The sequence below is a fragment of the Rhizobium sp. CFBP 13644 genome (assembly GCF_014842165.1).
Lineage (GTDB): Bacteria > Pseudomonadota > Alphaproteobacteria > Rhizobiales > Rhizobiaceae > Agrobacterium > Agrobacterium tumefaciens_C.
On the sequence record NZ_JACYVF010000002.1, the window covers coordinates 570,111 to 584,169 of the forward strand.

The following is a 14,059-nucleotide window of genomic DNA, read 5'->3' on the forward strand; positions in this document are numbered from 1 at the left end:
TGCATATCCACAAGAAGGCCATGAGGCCCGGAATGCAGCGTGGGAACAGCAGACGTGCAGGGCGTGGTGGGTTTGCCCATCATGCCGAAACTGGGGCAAAATCGGCCATTCCGGCTGACAGCCTGTTTTTCTTGATCAGGAGAGAACGGCATGGACAGTTCATCATCAGGCGTCAGCTATAAGAAAGCTGATGCATCCTATTTCGAAAAAAGAGGGCTCTCGCGTTACGCGGGCGTCTGGTCGCTCTGGGCGCTGGGCGTCGGTGCGGTCATTTCAGGCCATTTTTCCGGCTGGAACTTCGGCTTTGCCACCGGCGGCTGGGGCGGCATGCTGGTTGCGGGCATCATCATCGCCATCATGTATCTGGGGCTCACATTTTCCATCGCGGAAATGAGCCCGGCACTGCCGCACACAGGTGCTGCCTATTCCTTTGCGCGCACGGCCATGGGCCCATGGGGCGGCTTTATTACCGGGCTATGCGAAAACGTCGAATATGTTCTGACCCCCGCCGTCATCGTCACCTTCATTACGGCCTATGTGAACTCCATTCTGGGGCTCGATCCCGTCTATTCTCCGCTCTTGTGGGTGCTGTTCTACGCCATCTTCCTCGCGCTGAACGTCTACGGGCTTGAACTATCCTTCAAAGTAACGCTTGTTATCACGCTGATATCGCTCGCTGTTCTCGTCTTCTTCTGGATCAGCGCCATCCCCAACATGGATTTCTCGCGCTGGGCGCTCAACATCGGCGTCGGGCCAGACGGTGCAGCGGTTGAACTTCCCGAAGGTAATGGCTCCTTCTTCCCCTTCGGCATTTCGGGCGTTCTGGCCTCACTGCCTTTTGCGGTCTGGCTGTTCCTCGCCATCGAGCAGCTTCCTCTGGCAGCCGAAGAATCGGTTGATCCCAAGCGCGATATGCCAAAGGGCATCATTCTCGGCATCATCACATTGATGGTTTCGGCTTTCATGATCGTGCTGCTCAACCCCTCGCTGCCCGGCATCGGCGCATTCCATCTCGGCTCGTCGTTGGAGCCGCTGCTGGATGGTTTCAAGGCCGTCTATGGTGATGGTGGCGTGGTTCTGCTCGGCTTCGTGGCTCTCACGGGCCTCATCGCCAGCTTCCACACCATCCTTTATGCGCAGGGTCGCCAGATCTACTCGCTCTCGCGGGCGGGCTATTTCCCAACGCTTCTGTCGGTCACACACCCCAAGTTCAAGACACCGCATGTGGCCATGCTCACAGGCGCGCTGGTTGGCCTTACTGTCATGATGATCATCTGGTTTGCGCTGGGTGCCACGCAGGGCGGCAGCATCATCGGCAGCGTGTTGCTCAACATGGCGGTGTTCGGCGCGATGTTCTCTTACATCATGCAGGCCATCTCTTTCATCATGCTGCGCCGTAACCTGCCAGATATCGAGCGGCCTTTCCGCTCGCCGCTCGGCATTCCCGGCGCGGTCCTCACCATCATCATTGCCGTCATAACCTTGCTCTATCAGGTGCAGGACCCGAACTTCACCAAGGGCGTCATCTGGGTGGCGCTGTGGTTTGCCGTCGCGATAGCCTATTTCGCGCTGGTTGGCCGTCACCGCCTCATCCTTTCGCCGGAAGAGGAATTTGCGCTGGAGCACAAGCAGGCCGCACTCAATGCGGCGGCGTCAAAAGCTTGAACCAACTCCAAAGGGCGACCGGCAACGGTCGCCCCATTTGAACAACAGGAAACGAGAAAATCATGACGACGACCTACACATTCGACGAATTGAAAAAGGATGTCGCTGAGCGGCGCATAGACACGGTTCTGGCATGCGTCGTGGATATGCAGGGTCGTCTGATGGGTAAACGGTTTCAGGCTGAGTTCTTCGTGGAAAGCGCTTACGAGGAAACCCATTGCTGCAACTATCTGCTGGCAACCGATATGGAGATGGAAACCGTTCCCGGTTACAAATCCGCCGGTTGGGACAAGGGTTACGGCGATTATACACTGAAACCAGACCTCTCCACCCTGCGACGTGTGCCGTGGCTGGAAGGCACGGCACTTGTTCTGTGCGATGCCTATGACCACCACACCCATGCCGAAGTGGCGCATTCGCCGCGCGCTATTTTGAAGAAGCAGGTGGCGCGGTTGGAGGCCATGGGCCTCAAGGCCTTCATGGCCACAGAGCTGGAATTCTTCCTGTTCGACCAGAGTTTCGAGAACGCCCGTGCCAGTGCCTACCGCGATCTCAAGCCCGCAAGCCCCTATAGCGAGGACTACCACATCTTCCAGACGACCAAGGAAGAAGAGGTGATGCGCGCTATCAGAAACAATCTACAAGCCGCTGGTATTCCGATTGAAAATTCCAAGGGCGAAGCCTGCGCCGGTCAGGTCGAGCTGAATGTACGCTACGCCGATGCGCTCACCATGGCCGACCGCCACGCCATCATCAAGAATGCCTGCAAGGAAATCGCCTGGTCCAAGGGCAAGGCCGTCACTTTCCTTGCCAAGTGGAATTACGATGCCGCTGGCAGTTCCTCGCACATCCACCAGTCGCTGTGGAGCCTGGATGGCAAGACGCCCATGTTCCTCGATAAAAACGGCGAATACGGCATGTCGGATATGATGCGCCATTACGTGGCAGGGCTTCTCGCCCATGCCAGCGAAACGACCTATTTTCTGGCGCCCTATATCAACTCCTACAAGCGTTACATGGCTGGCACATTCGCGCCCACCAAGGCTGTGTGGAGCCTGGATAACCGCACGGCGGGCTACCGCCTCTGCGGTGCCGATAGCAAGGGTATCCGCATCGAGTGCCGCATTGGCGGGTCAGATATCAATCCGCATCTTGCCATGGCGGCCTTGATTGCGGCAGGTCTTGACGGCATCGAAAACAAGTTGGAACTTGAAGCCCAGTTTGAAGGCGATGCCTATGGCGGCAAGAACATCAGGGAGATCCCCAAAACGCTGCGCGATGCGACCGAACACCTCAATGGTTCAAAGATGCTGCGCAGCGCGTTTGGGGAAGATGTTGTCGATCACTATGTTCGCGCCGCAAAGTGGGAGCAGGAAGAATATGACCGCCGCATCACCGATTGGGAAGTCGCGCGCGGTTTTGAACGGGCATAACAACACCTAAAGTTACAGAAAGAACCACCATCATGGTCATGATCCAGAATATTTCGCCGATCGACGGTTCGGTTTATGCCGAGCGCGAGGCGATGTCGCTGGACGCGGCACGGGCTGCCGTATCGAAAGTGCGCGCCGCGCAAAAGTCATGGGCGCGCCGCCCCTTGGAAGATCGCGTTCAACTGGTGTTGAAAGGCGTAGCACGGCTGAACGAAATGGCCGCAGAAGTCGTGCCGGAACTGGCCCATATGATGGGCCGTCCGGTGCGCTATGGCGGTGAGTTCAAGGGCTTCAACGAACGCTCCAACTATGTGGCGACGATTGCCGCCGATGCGCTTGCGCCTCTGGTCATCGAGGAAAGCGGTAATTTCGAACGCCGCATCGAGCGTGAAGCCCATGGCGTCGTCTTCGTCATCGCGCCGTGGAACTACCCCTATATGACGGCCATCAACACCATTGCGCCCGCGCTTATGGCTGGCAACACGGTTGCCATCAAGCATGCCGCGCAGACGCTTCTGGTGGGTGAGCGCATGGTCCGCGCATTCGTGGAAGCGGGCGTGCCTGAGGATGTGTTCATCAACCTCTTCCTCGACCACCAGACCACATCGGCGCTGATTTCCGAGGGCCTGTTCAACTTCGTCAACTTCACCGGCTCCGTCGAAGGCGGTCGCGCCATCGAGCGTGCCGCTGCCGGAACCTTCACCGGCCTTGGTCTGGAGCTTGGTGGCAAGGATCCCGGCTATGTCATGGAAGATGCCGATCTGGACGCGGCGGTCGATACGCTGATGGACGGCGCGACGTTCAATTCCGGGCAGTGCTGCTGCGGCATCGAGCGTATCTATGTCAACGAATCCCTGTTCGATGCTTTCGTTGAAAAGTCCGTGGCCTGGGTGTCCAACTACAAGCTTGGCAATCCGCTAGAGCAGGAAACCACGCTGGGGCCGATGGCCAACAAGCGTTTTGCCAAGGTGGTGCGCCAGCAGGTGGCGGATGCCGTTTCCAAAGGCGCGAAGGCGCTGGTCGATCCCAAACTCTTTGCCGCAGATGATGGCGAGAGCGCCTATGTCGCGCCGCAGATCCTCGTCAATGTTGATCATTCCATGGAATTCATGACGGAAGAAACCTTCGGCCCTGCCGTCGGCATCATGAAGGTCAAGAACGACGACGAAGCCATCGCGCTGATGAACGACAGCAAATACGGCCTGACCGCATCGCTGTGGACGCAGGACGCGGCAAGGGCAGGGCGCATTGGCCGCGAGATTGAAACCGGCACCGTGTTCATGAACCGCGCTGACTATCTTGACCCCGCTCTGTGCTGGACCGGCGTCAAGGAAACCGGTCGCGGCGGCTCGCTTTCGGTCATCGGCTTCCAGAACCTGACCCGTCCAAAATCCTACCATCTGAAGAAAGTCACCCAATGAACATCGTCGCAAACTGGAGCTATCCAACCCCGATCAAGATGGGACGCGGCCGCATCAAGGAACTGGCCGACGCCTGCAAGACGCTGGGCATGAAAAAGCCGTTGCTGGTCACAGACCGTGGCCTTGCCACCATGGCCATCACTGGCCACGCACTGGATATTCTGGAAGAGGCAGGCCTTGGCCGCGCTCTCTTTTCCGATGTCGATCCCAACCCCAACGAGATCAATCTCGATGCGGGCGTGAAAGCCTTCAAGGATGGCGGCCATGATGGCGTCGTCGCCTTCGGCGGCGGTTCGGGTCTGGATCTGGGCAAGGCCGTTGCCTTCATGGCGGGCCAGACGCGCCCCGTCTGGGATTTCGAGGATATTGGTGACTGGTGGACCCGCGCTAATGCCGATGGCATTGCGCCCATTGTGGCCGTGCCCACCACCGCAGGCACGGGCTCGGAAGTGGGACGCGCCAGCGTCATCACCAATTCCAAAACGCATGTGAAGAAGATCATCTTCCATCCGAAATTCCTGCCCGGCGTCGTGATCTGCGATCCAGACCTAACGGTCGGCATGCCCAAGGCCATCACCGTTGGCACCGGCATGGATGCCTTTGCCCATTGCCTGGAAGCCTATTCCTCGCCCTTCTTCCACCCGATGAGCGCCGGTATCGCCCTTGAGGGTATGCGTCTCGTCAAGGAATACCTGCCGCGCGCGCATAAGGACGGAACCGACATCGAAGCCCGCTCCAACATGATGGCCGCCGCCGCCATGGGTGCCGTGGCCTTCCAGAAGGGGCTTGGCGCCATTCATGCGCTCTCGCACCCCATCGGTGCGGTTTACAACACCCATCACGGCATGACCAACGCCGTCGTCATGCCCGCCGTTCTGCGCTTCAACCGCCCCGCTATTGAAGAAAAGATCGCCCGCGCCGCTGCCTATCTCGGCATCGAGGGCGGCTTTGATGGTTTCTACAATTACGTGCTGGAGCTTCGCCACGAACTGGGCGTTCCTGAAAATCTGACGGCACTCGGCATCAAGCCCGACCGCGTGGACGAGCTGACCGCAGAAGCCATCAAAGACCCAAGCTGCGGCGGCAACCCCGTGGCCATGACGGCTGAAAACACCAAGGCATTGTTTCTGGAGTGCTTCTAACGGTTGAACCTTGCTGGCGGGTGCTTTGCACCCGCTGGCGGCTTATGACCATGCGGCGAGAGACCGACGTGCGGCACGTCTTCTCCCCATCAAAAATAAAATAAAAAAGTTTTCTCAATCTCTCAAAGACCCATGCCTACAATCTGCGCATCTTCACTGTTCGCCATGTATCGCGAGACATGAACGAGCAGGTGAAGAGTGGTGGCTGGCCGCAGACGTGTGGCTATTCATCAGGTGATAGTACCTGTCGGCCCGACCATTTGGCCTCGAAATTCCATTAACGGGTTTCGAGCAGGCCAAGCGGGAAGGCGGCAGAGAATGCAATGAACGACAGTCCAGACCGGATCATTCACGATCCGGTCTGGATAGACTTTGAGACCTTGAGGCCACGCAAATGCGCAGCCAACACCAATACACCAAAGACAACACCGCATTTGCGTGGTTTCTCTTGGGGGCGATGATGGATCAATCACGGGCGCAACGCGCTGCGTGACCGGCGAAGCTTGTCCGGTTTTTTGATAGTTCTAAACGGACGTGAGTGACGGCACTGCCTAAAATTGCATCCATCGTTACCAATTCATTAACCATATTGGTTAACAATATATCACGCACCATGAATATGGCGGTGCGTTGAAGAGCGATGATTTCAGGCTCTGCATTCGGGGGGCCTTATGCCAGTTATTACATTCGCAAATACGAAGGGCGGCGCAGGAAAAACCACTGCCGTTTTGCTGCTTGCCACCGAACTTGCCCGCATGGGTCACCGCGTCACCGTGCTGGATGCCGATCCGCAATTGTGGATTTCGCGCTGGGCGGACATGTCTGGCCCCATGCGCAACCTCTCCATCATCTCCAACGTCACCATGGCGTCGATGGAGACCCATATTCGCGAGAACAAAGCCAACACCGACTGTTTCATCATCGATCTGCCCGGCACCAAGAACCCGCTTTTGACCATGGCGCTCGGTATTTCAGACCATGTGCTGATCCCCGTTCAGGGCTCTGCCATGGATGCGCGTGGCGCGGCCGAAGTGCTTGAACATCTCGAGTTTCTGGATCGCAAGATGGGCATCAAGGTGGAGCATTCCGTCGTGCTGACCCGCGTCAATGCCATGATCAGCACCCGCTCCATGCTGGTGGTCAAGGCACTCATGGCCGAAAAGAACGTGCGCGTTCTCAACACGCCCATCGCCGAGCGCGCCGCATTCCGCGATGTCTTCGACTGTGGCGGCACGCTTGAGGCGCTGGACTGTCACAAGGTCAGCAATGTCGACAAGGCGCTGGAGAATGTGCGCAGCTTCGCAAACGAGGTGCTGCGCCTGATGCCGGCACGCGTTATTCGCTCAGACCGCGATATGAAATTCTTCCGCCGCAGCGCGGCCTGAAAACAAAGCACTTGCATGCGTCCGACCCTTTGAGGAGCCGGGCGCATTATTTTGCTTGATTTGGAAATGATCGTTTCCTATATTGCCTGCATGAGCAACGCACAGGCATCCTCACCCTCCATGCGCCAACGCGGTCGTCCGCGTGAATTCGATGTCGATACGGCCATCGATAAGGCCATCGGCGTGTTCGCCGAACGCGGCTTTCACGCAACCTCGGTTGGAGATCTGAGTGAGGCGATGGAGCTGACGCAGGGCAGTCTCTACAAAGCTTTCAAGGACAAGAAGGATATCTATATCGCCGCTGTGGAGCGTTACCGTCTCGTGCAGACGAAGCGTTTTGAAGCCGCTGTTCAAACTGGCAAGACCGGGCGCGAAAAGCTTCTGGCGGGCATGAACTTCTACGCGGATGCTTGTGTCGGCCGCTCCGGCGGGCAGGGTTGCCTCGTGGTTGGTGCTGCTGCCGATCTCGCCTCTCTGGATGATGATATGGCGCGTGTGGTGCGCGGTGCCATTGAGGCGCGTGAGAAAATTCTGGCGCGTCTGGTGCGCGAAGGACAGGCGGATGGCTCTGTCTCAAAGGCAATGGATGCGGATGCGCTGGCCAGGACGGCCCTGTGCCTTCTCTATGGCATGCGCGTGGTCGGCAAGACGGGCCTTTCCAAGCAACAGTTAGACGGCATTGTCGAAGTCGCCATGAAGGTCTTCGACTGATTTTGCTGCACATTTTGGAAATGAATATTTCCTAATTAGGAGGCGTGAGATGACATCGACAGTGCTTGGCGCAGAGCCCGCACAGGAAGAGGCGATCTCTTCGGCCATGATTTTTCTGCTGGCGAGTGCCTGTGGATTGATCTGCGCCAATATCTACTATGCCCAGCCGCTTGCGGGCATGATCGCCGCAGAACTCGGATTGTCAGCCGGAGCAACCGGGTTGATCGTGACGCTGACGCAGATTGGTTACGGCCTGGGTTTGCTGTTCGTCGTGCCGTTGGGCGACCTGATCGAGAACAGGAAGCTGATTGTCATCACTGTTGCCATGGCCGTTGCGGCGCTGGTTGCGGCAGCGGTCGCACCGCATGCGGCACAGTTTCTTGTCGCCGTGTTTCTCATTGGCGTCAGCTCCGTTGCGGTGCAGATGATCGTGCCTTTGGCCGCGCATATGACGCCGCCTGCCACGCGAGGCCGCGTTGTCGGCAGCGTCATGAGTGGGTTGATGGTCGGCATCATGCTGGCGCGGCCTGTCTCCAGCCTGCTGTCTGAATTCATCTCATGGCGCGGCGTCTTCTTCATGTCGGCAGCTGTCATGGCCGTGCTGGCGGTGGTTCTCTACCGTCTTTTGCCGCGCCGCATGCCGGATGCGAAGCTTCCATACCGCAGCCTGCTGGCCTCCATGGGCAAGCTTGCCGTCAGCACCCCGCTGCTGCAACGCCGCGCTCTCTATCAGGCTGGCATGTTTTCAGCTTTCAGCCTGTTCTGGACGGTGACGCCTCTGTATCTCAGCGGCCCAGCCTTCCGGCTGTCGCAGGGTGAAATTGCGCTGTTTGCGCTGGCGGGCGCTGCCGGTGCGGTTGCCGCGCCGATCGCCGGTCGTGTGGCCGACCGTGGCTGGACGTGGGGTGCCACATTGGCTGCATTGCTGGCGGCAATGGCGTCGTTCCTCATCACCCACATCGCGCCGGAAGGCTCTCATCTGTCGCTGGCCCTGCTCGTCGTTGCAGCGATCGTGCTGGACTTCGCCGTCACCACCAATCTTGTGCTGGGCCAGCGCGCTATCTTCACGCTGGGGGCGGAGTTCCGCAGCCGTTTGAACGGCATCTTCATGGCAACATTCTTCATGGGCGGCGCGGCTGGTTCCGCACTCGGCGGCTGGGCCTATGCGACAGGACAATGGACTGCCGCCTCATGGCTCGGCTTTACCCTGCCAGCACTCGCCTTCGCCTTTTTCCTCACCGAGCGTCGGTCTGAGAAGCGCCGGATGCGCCTGGGGTAATTTCCCTTTGCCTGATACGCAGCCCTTACGAAACTCAGGAATTTCGTGAGGGTTCAAGCTTCAGATGGGAGGCGTCAGCCAGTGAGATCACAGCCCGGCTGCGGAAAAAGTCGTCTTGACGGAGATGCGTGATGCTTCCCGACTTTGCGGGGAAGCTCAGGAAGCCTGAGGCATCAATCGGTATCTTCATCCATGCGGCGATGACCATGCTCAGTGTGAAGCCGTGGGTCACAATAATTTGGGTTGCGCATGGCCGATCTAAAATCGCATCCACGCAGGGAAAGACGCGGGTCGCGACATCGCGTCGGGTTTCTGCGCCTTCGATGCCGCAATCGTAATCTAGCCGATCATCATCCGGTGCGGGCCTATAGCGTGCATCGAGCCATTCTTGCGGCTGCCCGCCGGCAACGCCGTAACTGATTTCTCGCAGATTGGCTGTTTCCACCACGTTTACACCGAGGCGTCGGGCAATAGCCTCGGCTGTCTGGGATGCCCTGAGAAGGTCAGAGCTGTGGATTTCCACCGGTCGCTGGCCTACGAGCATCGCCAGACGTTCAGCGGTGGCCTCGGCATCGCGCTGACCGCGCGGCGTGAGGTCAGTATCATACCAGCCTCCAACTTTGTTCTCCACATGATGGATGGACTCCGTATGGGTCACGACAAAGAGGTCTTTCAAGGATGCCATCCCTCAGGTTCCTTTCGCACAAGCCGAATTCAGACGTGAAAGGACTCGATCCTGATTCTGATGTGAATTCCACATAAAAAAAGCCCAGCGCTTGAGCCGGGCCTTTTTGGGTTTGAAAGCTACTTATTCGGCGAATTCCACAACCACGCCGGGGCGGACCATTTTAGCGAGTTCCGTGGCATCCCAGTTGGTCAGGCGGATACAGCCGTGGCTGTTGGTCTTGCCGATCTTGGATGGTTCCGGTGTGCCGTGAATGCCGTAGGTCGGCTTGGAGAGCGCGATCCAGACCGTGCCCACAGGGCCGTTGGGGCCGGGCGGTATCTGCAGGATCTGGGTGTTCTGGCCCTGCGTGAAGTTGATCTTCGGGTTATAGGTATAGCCGGGATTGAGCGCGATGCGCTCCACCGTGTGCGTGCCGGATGGCGATGGTGTATCCGAAGAGCCGATGGTGGCAGGGTAGGCGGCAATTAGCACACCCGTTTCATCATAGGCGAAAACCTGCCGGATGCCCTTATGCGCCACGATGCGCGCAACCTGGCCCTTTTTCGTATCGCCGGGGCTAACCACTTTGATGATGGTGCCGGGTACGGTGAAATCGACGCCGGGGTTCAGCTCTTTCAGATAGGTCTCATCCATGTGGAAACGCTCTGCCAGCGCTTCCGATGTGGAAGTGTAGGCCATGGCTGGAAGCTGCGCCTTTTCGGCGTAGTCATCTGGAATGGAGGCGACATAGGGGCCTGCCGCGTCGGCTGCCGTAATCGTATAATCCACGATGGCCATGCCACCGGTGTTGCGCAGGCGCTCCAGAATATCCTCGGTGTTGTTGGGGTCGAGGCGCTCGCCAGTCATGTCCTGCCAGGCGGCAATGGCCTTGTCGACATTATCGCCCATCTTGCCATCGATCACGCCGGGCGAAATGCCTTCGCGGTCGAGAAACACCTGAAGCGCCACGATTTCCTGACGCGAACGATTGACCGGCGCCGTGACCGGCTGGTTGCGCTCGATCAGGTGATCGGGCTGCGGCACGGCAGCCGTTGTGCTTTCACCGGGAATGGGTTCTCCCAACGGGCCGCTTTCAACCGCGCCGGGGCGGGAAACGGAGCCGGTATAGGGATCGATATCGCTGCCATCGCCGCGATATTCCCGGTAATCCTGACCACCAATGTTGCCACGGGCACCATATTCCTGCTGCGGCTCGCGCATCTGGCCGGGGGCAGGCGGGTAATAATTATCGTTCTGCTGCGGATAATAGGGATCGCGACGACCACCGCCGTTTGGCATCTCGGTCGCGACAAGATTGCCGTAGCGATCATAATAGACCGTGCGACCCATGCGGTCTCGGCTGATCACAATATCGCCACGCTCAGGCATGAACTCAAGCACACGACCATCGGGCGAAACCAGCATGGGTTGCTGGGCCTGTGCATGGACGGGCACAAGCAAAGGGGTCGCCGCGACAGCGAGAGAGAACATTGCGTTAATTAAAAGTTTCACGATTCTGCGATCCCTTGGGTTCTTGCCCAATACACACACGTTAATCTTGACCCTATTGTGAAAAAGGTGAATTCGAAGTTAACGCAATCTTAATTTTACAACACGGCGATAGCATTTGCGTGATCGCCATGTCGATGAATGATTGAAGGAACCTTCCATGCGTGCTCTGAAAGCCGGAAAATCCCCCACCATCTTGTTAGACGAAACGTCTGTGCTCGATATCGGCTCCTGCATCGTTGATGGCACCGATATCGCTCCCGGAAGAGCCATTCCCGATGATGGCGACCCACGGATCGACCATTCGCTTGAAGGCTTCCTGTTTACCTGTGGACCCGACCACATCCGCCATCCGCAGCCCATAGCGGGGGCGGCGAGTGGTGAGAAATACCCGTTGCACGGTTCATTTTCGTCGCATGCAGCCGAGATAACCGATTGGGTGGTGTCGGACGATAATGCGCTGGCAGCCGCAAGGGTTCCCGTGCGGCTGGCGGATGGTGGCACGGCGCTGCTGAAGCGCGAATGGCGGATTGACGGGGCGACCGGTGTGGTGAGCCTTGATGACGTGGTCACCAACACCAGTGAACGTGCTCAAGCGGTTTTTCACATGTATCATATGAATGTGGGTGCACGTTTGTTTGATGATGGCGTGAAGCTTTCCGGCGCCATGTTTGAAGGTGGCGGTTTTGGCTGGCGGTTTGGCGAGGAGCCGGGCGGTGCGTTCTGTGTTCCGGCAGGTGAGGGCACGCAAGGCTGGGCGGAGATGACGCTGGGGCCGATTGCCGCGATTGGCGGGAAGACGCTGAAGGTCGCATTTCGGACCGATACGCTGCCGCACCTGCAGATGTGGCGCAACCAGAGCGACCCGGCGCATGTGATGGGCATCGAGCCTGTTTCGCACCGCTGGGTGGACCGCGGCGAGTTGGAGGCTGCGGGTGAGTTTATCATGCTGCAACCGGGCGAAAGCCGCTCCTATGGTTTGCGGTTTTCCATTCTCTGAACAGCCTTCTATTTGGAAAGGCGCGTCATTGACGCACCGGTTTTAACCCCTTACACCGGGTTCGGAATTTGGGACGGTGAGGGTTGAGACACCCGATTGCCGCCATCACCGGAGGACATGAAAATGGATATCAGGCGCATTGACGACGAATATTCCGTAACCGGCCAGATCAGCGTTGCCGATCTCGACGAGGTCCAGGCGCTCGGCTTCAAATCCATCGTCTGCCACCGCCCCGACGGTGAAGAAGAGGGACAGCCGCAGTTTGCCGACATTGCAGAACGGGCCGAGGCGCTGGGCATTGCAGTTGCGCATGTGCCGGTTGGCCGGTTTGGCGTGGATGCCGATGCGGTTGCTGGCATGGTGGATGCTCTGGATGAGCTGCAACGCCCCATGCTGGGTTACTGCCGCTCCGGTGCGCGCTCCACAGCCATTTACGAAAAGACCCACCACCTGCGCGGCTGAGTTTCAGCCTTTTAGACATTAGACGATCAACAGGAGATTTCAGCATGAGCATCAAGCGTATCGAACCCGGCAAGCGCATGAGCGCCGCAGTCGTTCACGGCAACACCGTTTATCTCGCCGGTCAGGTTGGTGAAGGCACGTCCGTGACGGAGCAGAGCAAGTCTGCACTGGCTGAAGTCGATCGCCTTCTGGCTCTGGCTGGCTCCGACAAGTCGAAGATCCTTCAGACGATCATCTACATCTCGGACATGTCCACCTTCGGCGAAATGAACGCCGTATGGGAAGCTTGGATCGACCCTGCCAACCCACCAGCCCGCGCCACCAGCGAAGCAGCACTGGCAACGCCGGATTACAAGGTCGAGTTCATTGTGACTGCCGCTATTTGAGTGGTTTGAAATTTGCAGAAAGCCGGTCCTTTGGGCCGGCTTTTTTGTTTTCGGGGGGGGGCGTACAGCGCTCACTTTCGTCATGCTCGGGCTTGTCCCTGATATCTGCAGGGTTTCAATTGTGGCAATGTGGTTAGATCCTCGGGACAAGCCCGAGGATGACGATAGCAACGGCGTTTTGTGTTTAATTCTAATGTTTTAAGAGCTTTCACTCGTAGCCTGATTCAACGCCATGCCAAACTGATTCACATCCACCACCCGCTCATCAAACCACAGCCGCGCAAGGTCGCTTGCCGAGGTCAGATTGATGCCGTCCGGATCGATCGACGTGATTTTCCATGCTCCGGATTTTTTGCCTGCAAGGGCAGCGAGCCTTGAGGCTTCGCCCCTGATGGCGTTGAGGCGGGCGATTTCTGTGTCCGCGGCTGCCATCAGTTCTTCTGCGCCTGATAGATCGGTGCGCAGATCTGCAGGCGTGATGTTGCTGGCGTTGCGAGCCGGGCCGCCATTGATCTGCACGCCTTCCACCTTGAGGCGGTAAAGCTGCGTATCTGGCAAGGAGAGATAGAGCTTGGCTTTGGGGTAGCGGGCGATATAGCGCGCCTTGGCGAGCGGCACGTCTTCAGCGCCCATCAATTCGGCTTCTCCCACAAGCGTCAGTCTCGGCAGCGTCAGCGCATCACCCTTGGTGAAGGCGGCCAGAACAAGAGAGATACGCGCATCCGCCTCTATGTTGCGGGCATGGAGTGCCAAACGGGCGGTAAAGAAGAAGGGTGTTCCATCCGGCTCGATGGCGATGTTTGTGGCGGTGTTGTAGGGATAGCCGCTTTCAGGATCGAGCGTGGCAAGGCCTGCGACGCGGCAGGTGTGCAGCACATCGCGCGCCACGCGGATGGCCTCGAAGGGTGCACCGGCGGAAGGTTCGATTTTTGCGCCGCGTGGGGTGATTGCTGCAATCGTCTGCTCTGCCATGATGCTCTCCGTTTTCAGACACGGTTT

General features: G+C 58.3%; 13 protein-coding genes. 10 read left to right on the forward strand and 3 right to left on the reverse strand.

The annotated features are described in order from the left end of the window. Nucleotides 1-150 precede the first annotated feature (150 nt). The 7 genes from IFT53_RS07820 to IFT53_RS07850 all read left to right on the forward strand — a co-directional run bounded on the left by IFT53_RS07820 (nucleotide 151) and on the right by IFT53_RS07850 (nucleotide 9,036). Complete coding sequence (locus IFT53_RS07820) at nucleotides 151-1,665, forward strand: amino acid permease (protein WP_192064145.1); 1,515 nt, start codon at nucleotides 151-153, stop codon at nucleotides 1,663-1,665. Nucleotides 1,666-1,727: 62 nt separating this feature from the next. Beyond that, nucleotides 1,728-3,098 carry a glutamine synthetase family protein gene (locus IFT53_RS07825; protein ID WP_192064144.1) on the forward strand — a complete coding sequence of 457 codons (1,371 nt, stop codon included), beginning with the start codon at nucleotides 1,728-1,730 and terminating at the stop codon, nucleotides 3,096-3,098. A 32-nt stretch (nucleotides 3,099-3,130) separates the two neighbouring features. Then, nucleotides 3,131-4,519 (forward strand): aldehyde dehydrogenase family protein, encoded by a 1,389-nt coding sequence (locus tag IFT53_RS07830; protein ID WP_192064143.1) that lies wholly within the window; start codon nucleotides 3,131-3,133, stop codon nucleotides 4,517-4,519. Further along, nucleotides 4,516-5,661, forward strand: coding sequence for an iron-containing alcohol dehydrogenase (locus IFT53_RS07835; protein ID WP_192064142.1), 1,146 nt, complete (start codon nucleotides 4,516-4,518; stop codon nucleotides 5,659-5,661). Before IFT53_RS07830 ends, IFT53_RS07835 begins: the two co-directional genes overlap by 4 nt. A 671-nt stretch (nucleotides 5,662-6,332) precedes the next feature. Beyond that, nucleotides 6,333-7,046 carry a ParA family protein gene (locus tag IFT53_RS07840; RefSeq protein WP_042617239.1) on the forward strand — a complete coding sequence of 238 codons (714 nt, stop codon included), beginning with the start codon at nucleotides 6,333-6,335 and terminating at the stop codon, nucleotides 7,044-7,046. Nucleotides 7,047-7,112: 66 nt separating this feature from the next. Further along, on the forward strand, nucleotides 7,113-7,757 hold the full coding sequence (locus IFT53_RS07845) for a TetR/AcrR family transcriptional regulator (RefSeq protein ID WP_192064141.1): 645 nt from the start codon (nucleotides 7,113-7,115) through the stop codon (nucleotides 7,755-7,757). Nucleotides 7,758-7,806: 49 nt separating this feature from the next. Beyond that, nucleotides 7,807-9,036: an MFS transporter gene (locus IFT53_RS07850; protein ID WP_192064140.1), complete on the forward strand. Its 1,230-nt coding sequence runs from the start codon at nucleotides 7,807-7,809 to the stop codon at nucleotides 9,034-9,036. Between the two features lie 34 nt (nucleotides 9,037-9,070). Here the strand turns inward: IFT53_RS07850 and IFT53_RS07855 are convergent, their stop codons facing one another. Together IFT53_RS07855 and IFT53_RS07860 are read right to left on the reverse strand one after the other, a co-directional pair. Continuing rightward, nucleotides 9,071-9,721, reverse strand: a complete 651-nt coding sequence (locus IFT53_RS07855; protein ID WP_244656247.1) for a histidine phosphatase family protein — start codon at nucleotides 9,719-9,721, stop codon at nucleotides 9,071-9,073. A gap of 123 nt (nucleotides 9,722-9,844) precedes the next feature. Further along, nucleotides 9,845-11,194 carry a L,D-transpeptidase gene (locus IFT53_RS07860; RefSeq protein WP_192064473.1) on the reverse strand — a complete coding sequence of 450 codons (1,350 nt, stop codon included), beginning with the start codon at nucleotides 11,192-11,194 and terminating at the stop codon, nucleotides 9,845-9,847. Between the two features lie 178 nt (nucleotides 11,195-11,372). Between IFT53_RS07860 and IFT53_RS07865 the strand changes: the two genes are divergently transcribed. The 3 genes from IFT53_RS07865 to IFT53_RS07875 all read left to right on the forward strand — a co-directional run bounded on the left by IFT53_RS07865 (nucleotide 11,373) and on the right by IFT53_RS07875 (nucleotide 13,060). Further along, nucleotides 11,373-12,212, forward strand: a complete 840-nt coding sequence (locus IFT53_RS07865; RefSeq protein ID WP_192064139.1) for a DUF4432 family protein — start codon at nucleotides 11,373-11,375, stop codon at nucleotides 12,210-12,212. A gap of 123 nt (nucleotides 12,213-12,335) precedes the next feature. Continuing rightward, nucleotides 12,336-12,674 (forward strand): TIGR01244 family sulfur transferase, encoded by a 339-nt coding sequence (locus IFT53_RS07870; protein WP_042617235.1) that lies wholly within the window; start codon nucleotides 12,336-12,338, stop codon nucleotides 12,672-12,674. A 44-nt stretch (nucleotides 12,675-12,718) separates the two neighbouring features. Beyond that, entirely contained in the window at nucleotides 12,719-13,060 is a 342-nt protein-coding gene (locus IFT53_RS07875) for a RidA family protein (RefSeq protein WP_042617234.1), read from the forward strand. A gap of 198 nt (nucleotides 13,061-13,258) precedes the next feature. Here the strand turns inward: IFT53_RS07875 and IFT53_RS07880 are convergent, their stop codons facing one another. After that, complete coding sequence (locus tag IFT53_RS07880) at nucleotides 13,259-14,032, reverse strand: HugZ family pyridoxamine 5'-phosphate oxidase (RefSeq protein WP_192064138.1); 774 nt, start codon at nucleotides 14,030-14,032, stop codon at nucleotides 13,259-13,261. Nucleotides 14,033-14,059 lie beyond the last annotated feature (27 nt).

Excerpts from the sequence above, each read along its gene's own strand:
- IFT53_RS07855 (WP_244656247.1), bottom strand. The coding sequence starts at position 9,721 with ATGGCATCCTTGAAAGACCTCTTTGTCGTGACCCATACGGAGTCCATC.
- IFT53_RS07830 (WP_192064143.1), top strand. The coding sequence starts at position 3,131 with ATGGTCATGATCCAGAATATTTCGCCGATCGACGGTTCGGTTTATGCC.
- IFT53_RS07820 (WP_192064145.1), top strand. The coding sequence starts at position 151 with ATGGACAGTTCATCATCAGGCGTCAGCTATAAGAAAGCTGATGCATCC.
- IFT53_RS07845 (WP_192064141.1), top strand. The coding sequence starts at position 7,113 with ATGATCGTTTCCTATATTGCCTGCATGAGCAACGCACAGGCATCCTCA.
- IFT53_RS07880 (WP_192064138.1), bottom strand. The coding sequence starts at position 14,032 with ATGGCAGAGCAGACGATTGCAGCAATCACCCCACGCGGCGCAAAAATC.
- IFT53_RS07840 (WP_042617239.1), top strand. The coding sequence starts at position 6,333 with ATGCCAGTTATTACATTCGCAAATACGAAGGGCGGCGCAGGAAAAACC.
- IFT53_RS07875 (WP_042617234.1), top strand. The coding sequence starts at position 12,719 with ATGAGCATCAAGCGTATCGAACCCGGCAAGCGCATGAGCGCCGCAGTC.
- IFT53_RS07850 (WP_192064140.1), top strand. The coding sequence starts at position 7,807 with ATGACATCGACAGTGCTTGGCGCAGAGCCCGCACAGGAAGAGGCGATC.
- IFT53_RS07825 (WP_192064144.1), top strand. The coding sequence starts at position 1,728 with ATGACGACGACCTACACATTCGACGAATTGAAAAAGGATGTCGCTGAG.
- IFT53_RS07835 (WP_192064142.1), top strand. The coding sequence starts at position 4,516 with ATGAACATCGTCGCAAACTGGAGCTATCCAACCCCGATCAAGATGGGA.
- IFT53_RS07860 (WP_192064473.1), bottom strand. The coding sequence starts at position 11,194 with ATGTTCTCTCTCGCTGTCGCGGCGACCCCTTTGCTTGTGCCCGTCCAT.
- IFT53_RS07865 (WP_192064139.1), top strand. The coding sequence starts at position 11,373 with ATGCGTGCTCTGAAAGCCGGAAAATCCCCCACCATCTTGTTAGACGAA.
- IFT53_RS07870 (WP_042617235.1), top strand. The coding sequence starts at position 12,336 with ATGGATATCAGGCGCATTGACGACGAATATTCCGTAACCGGCCAGATC.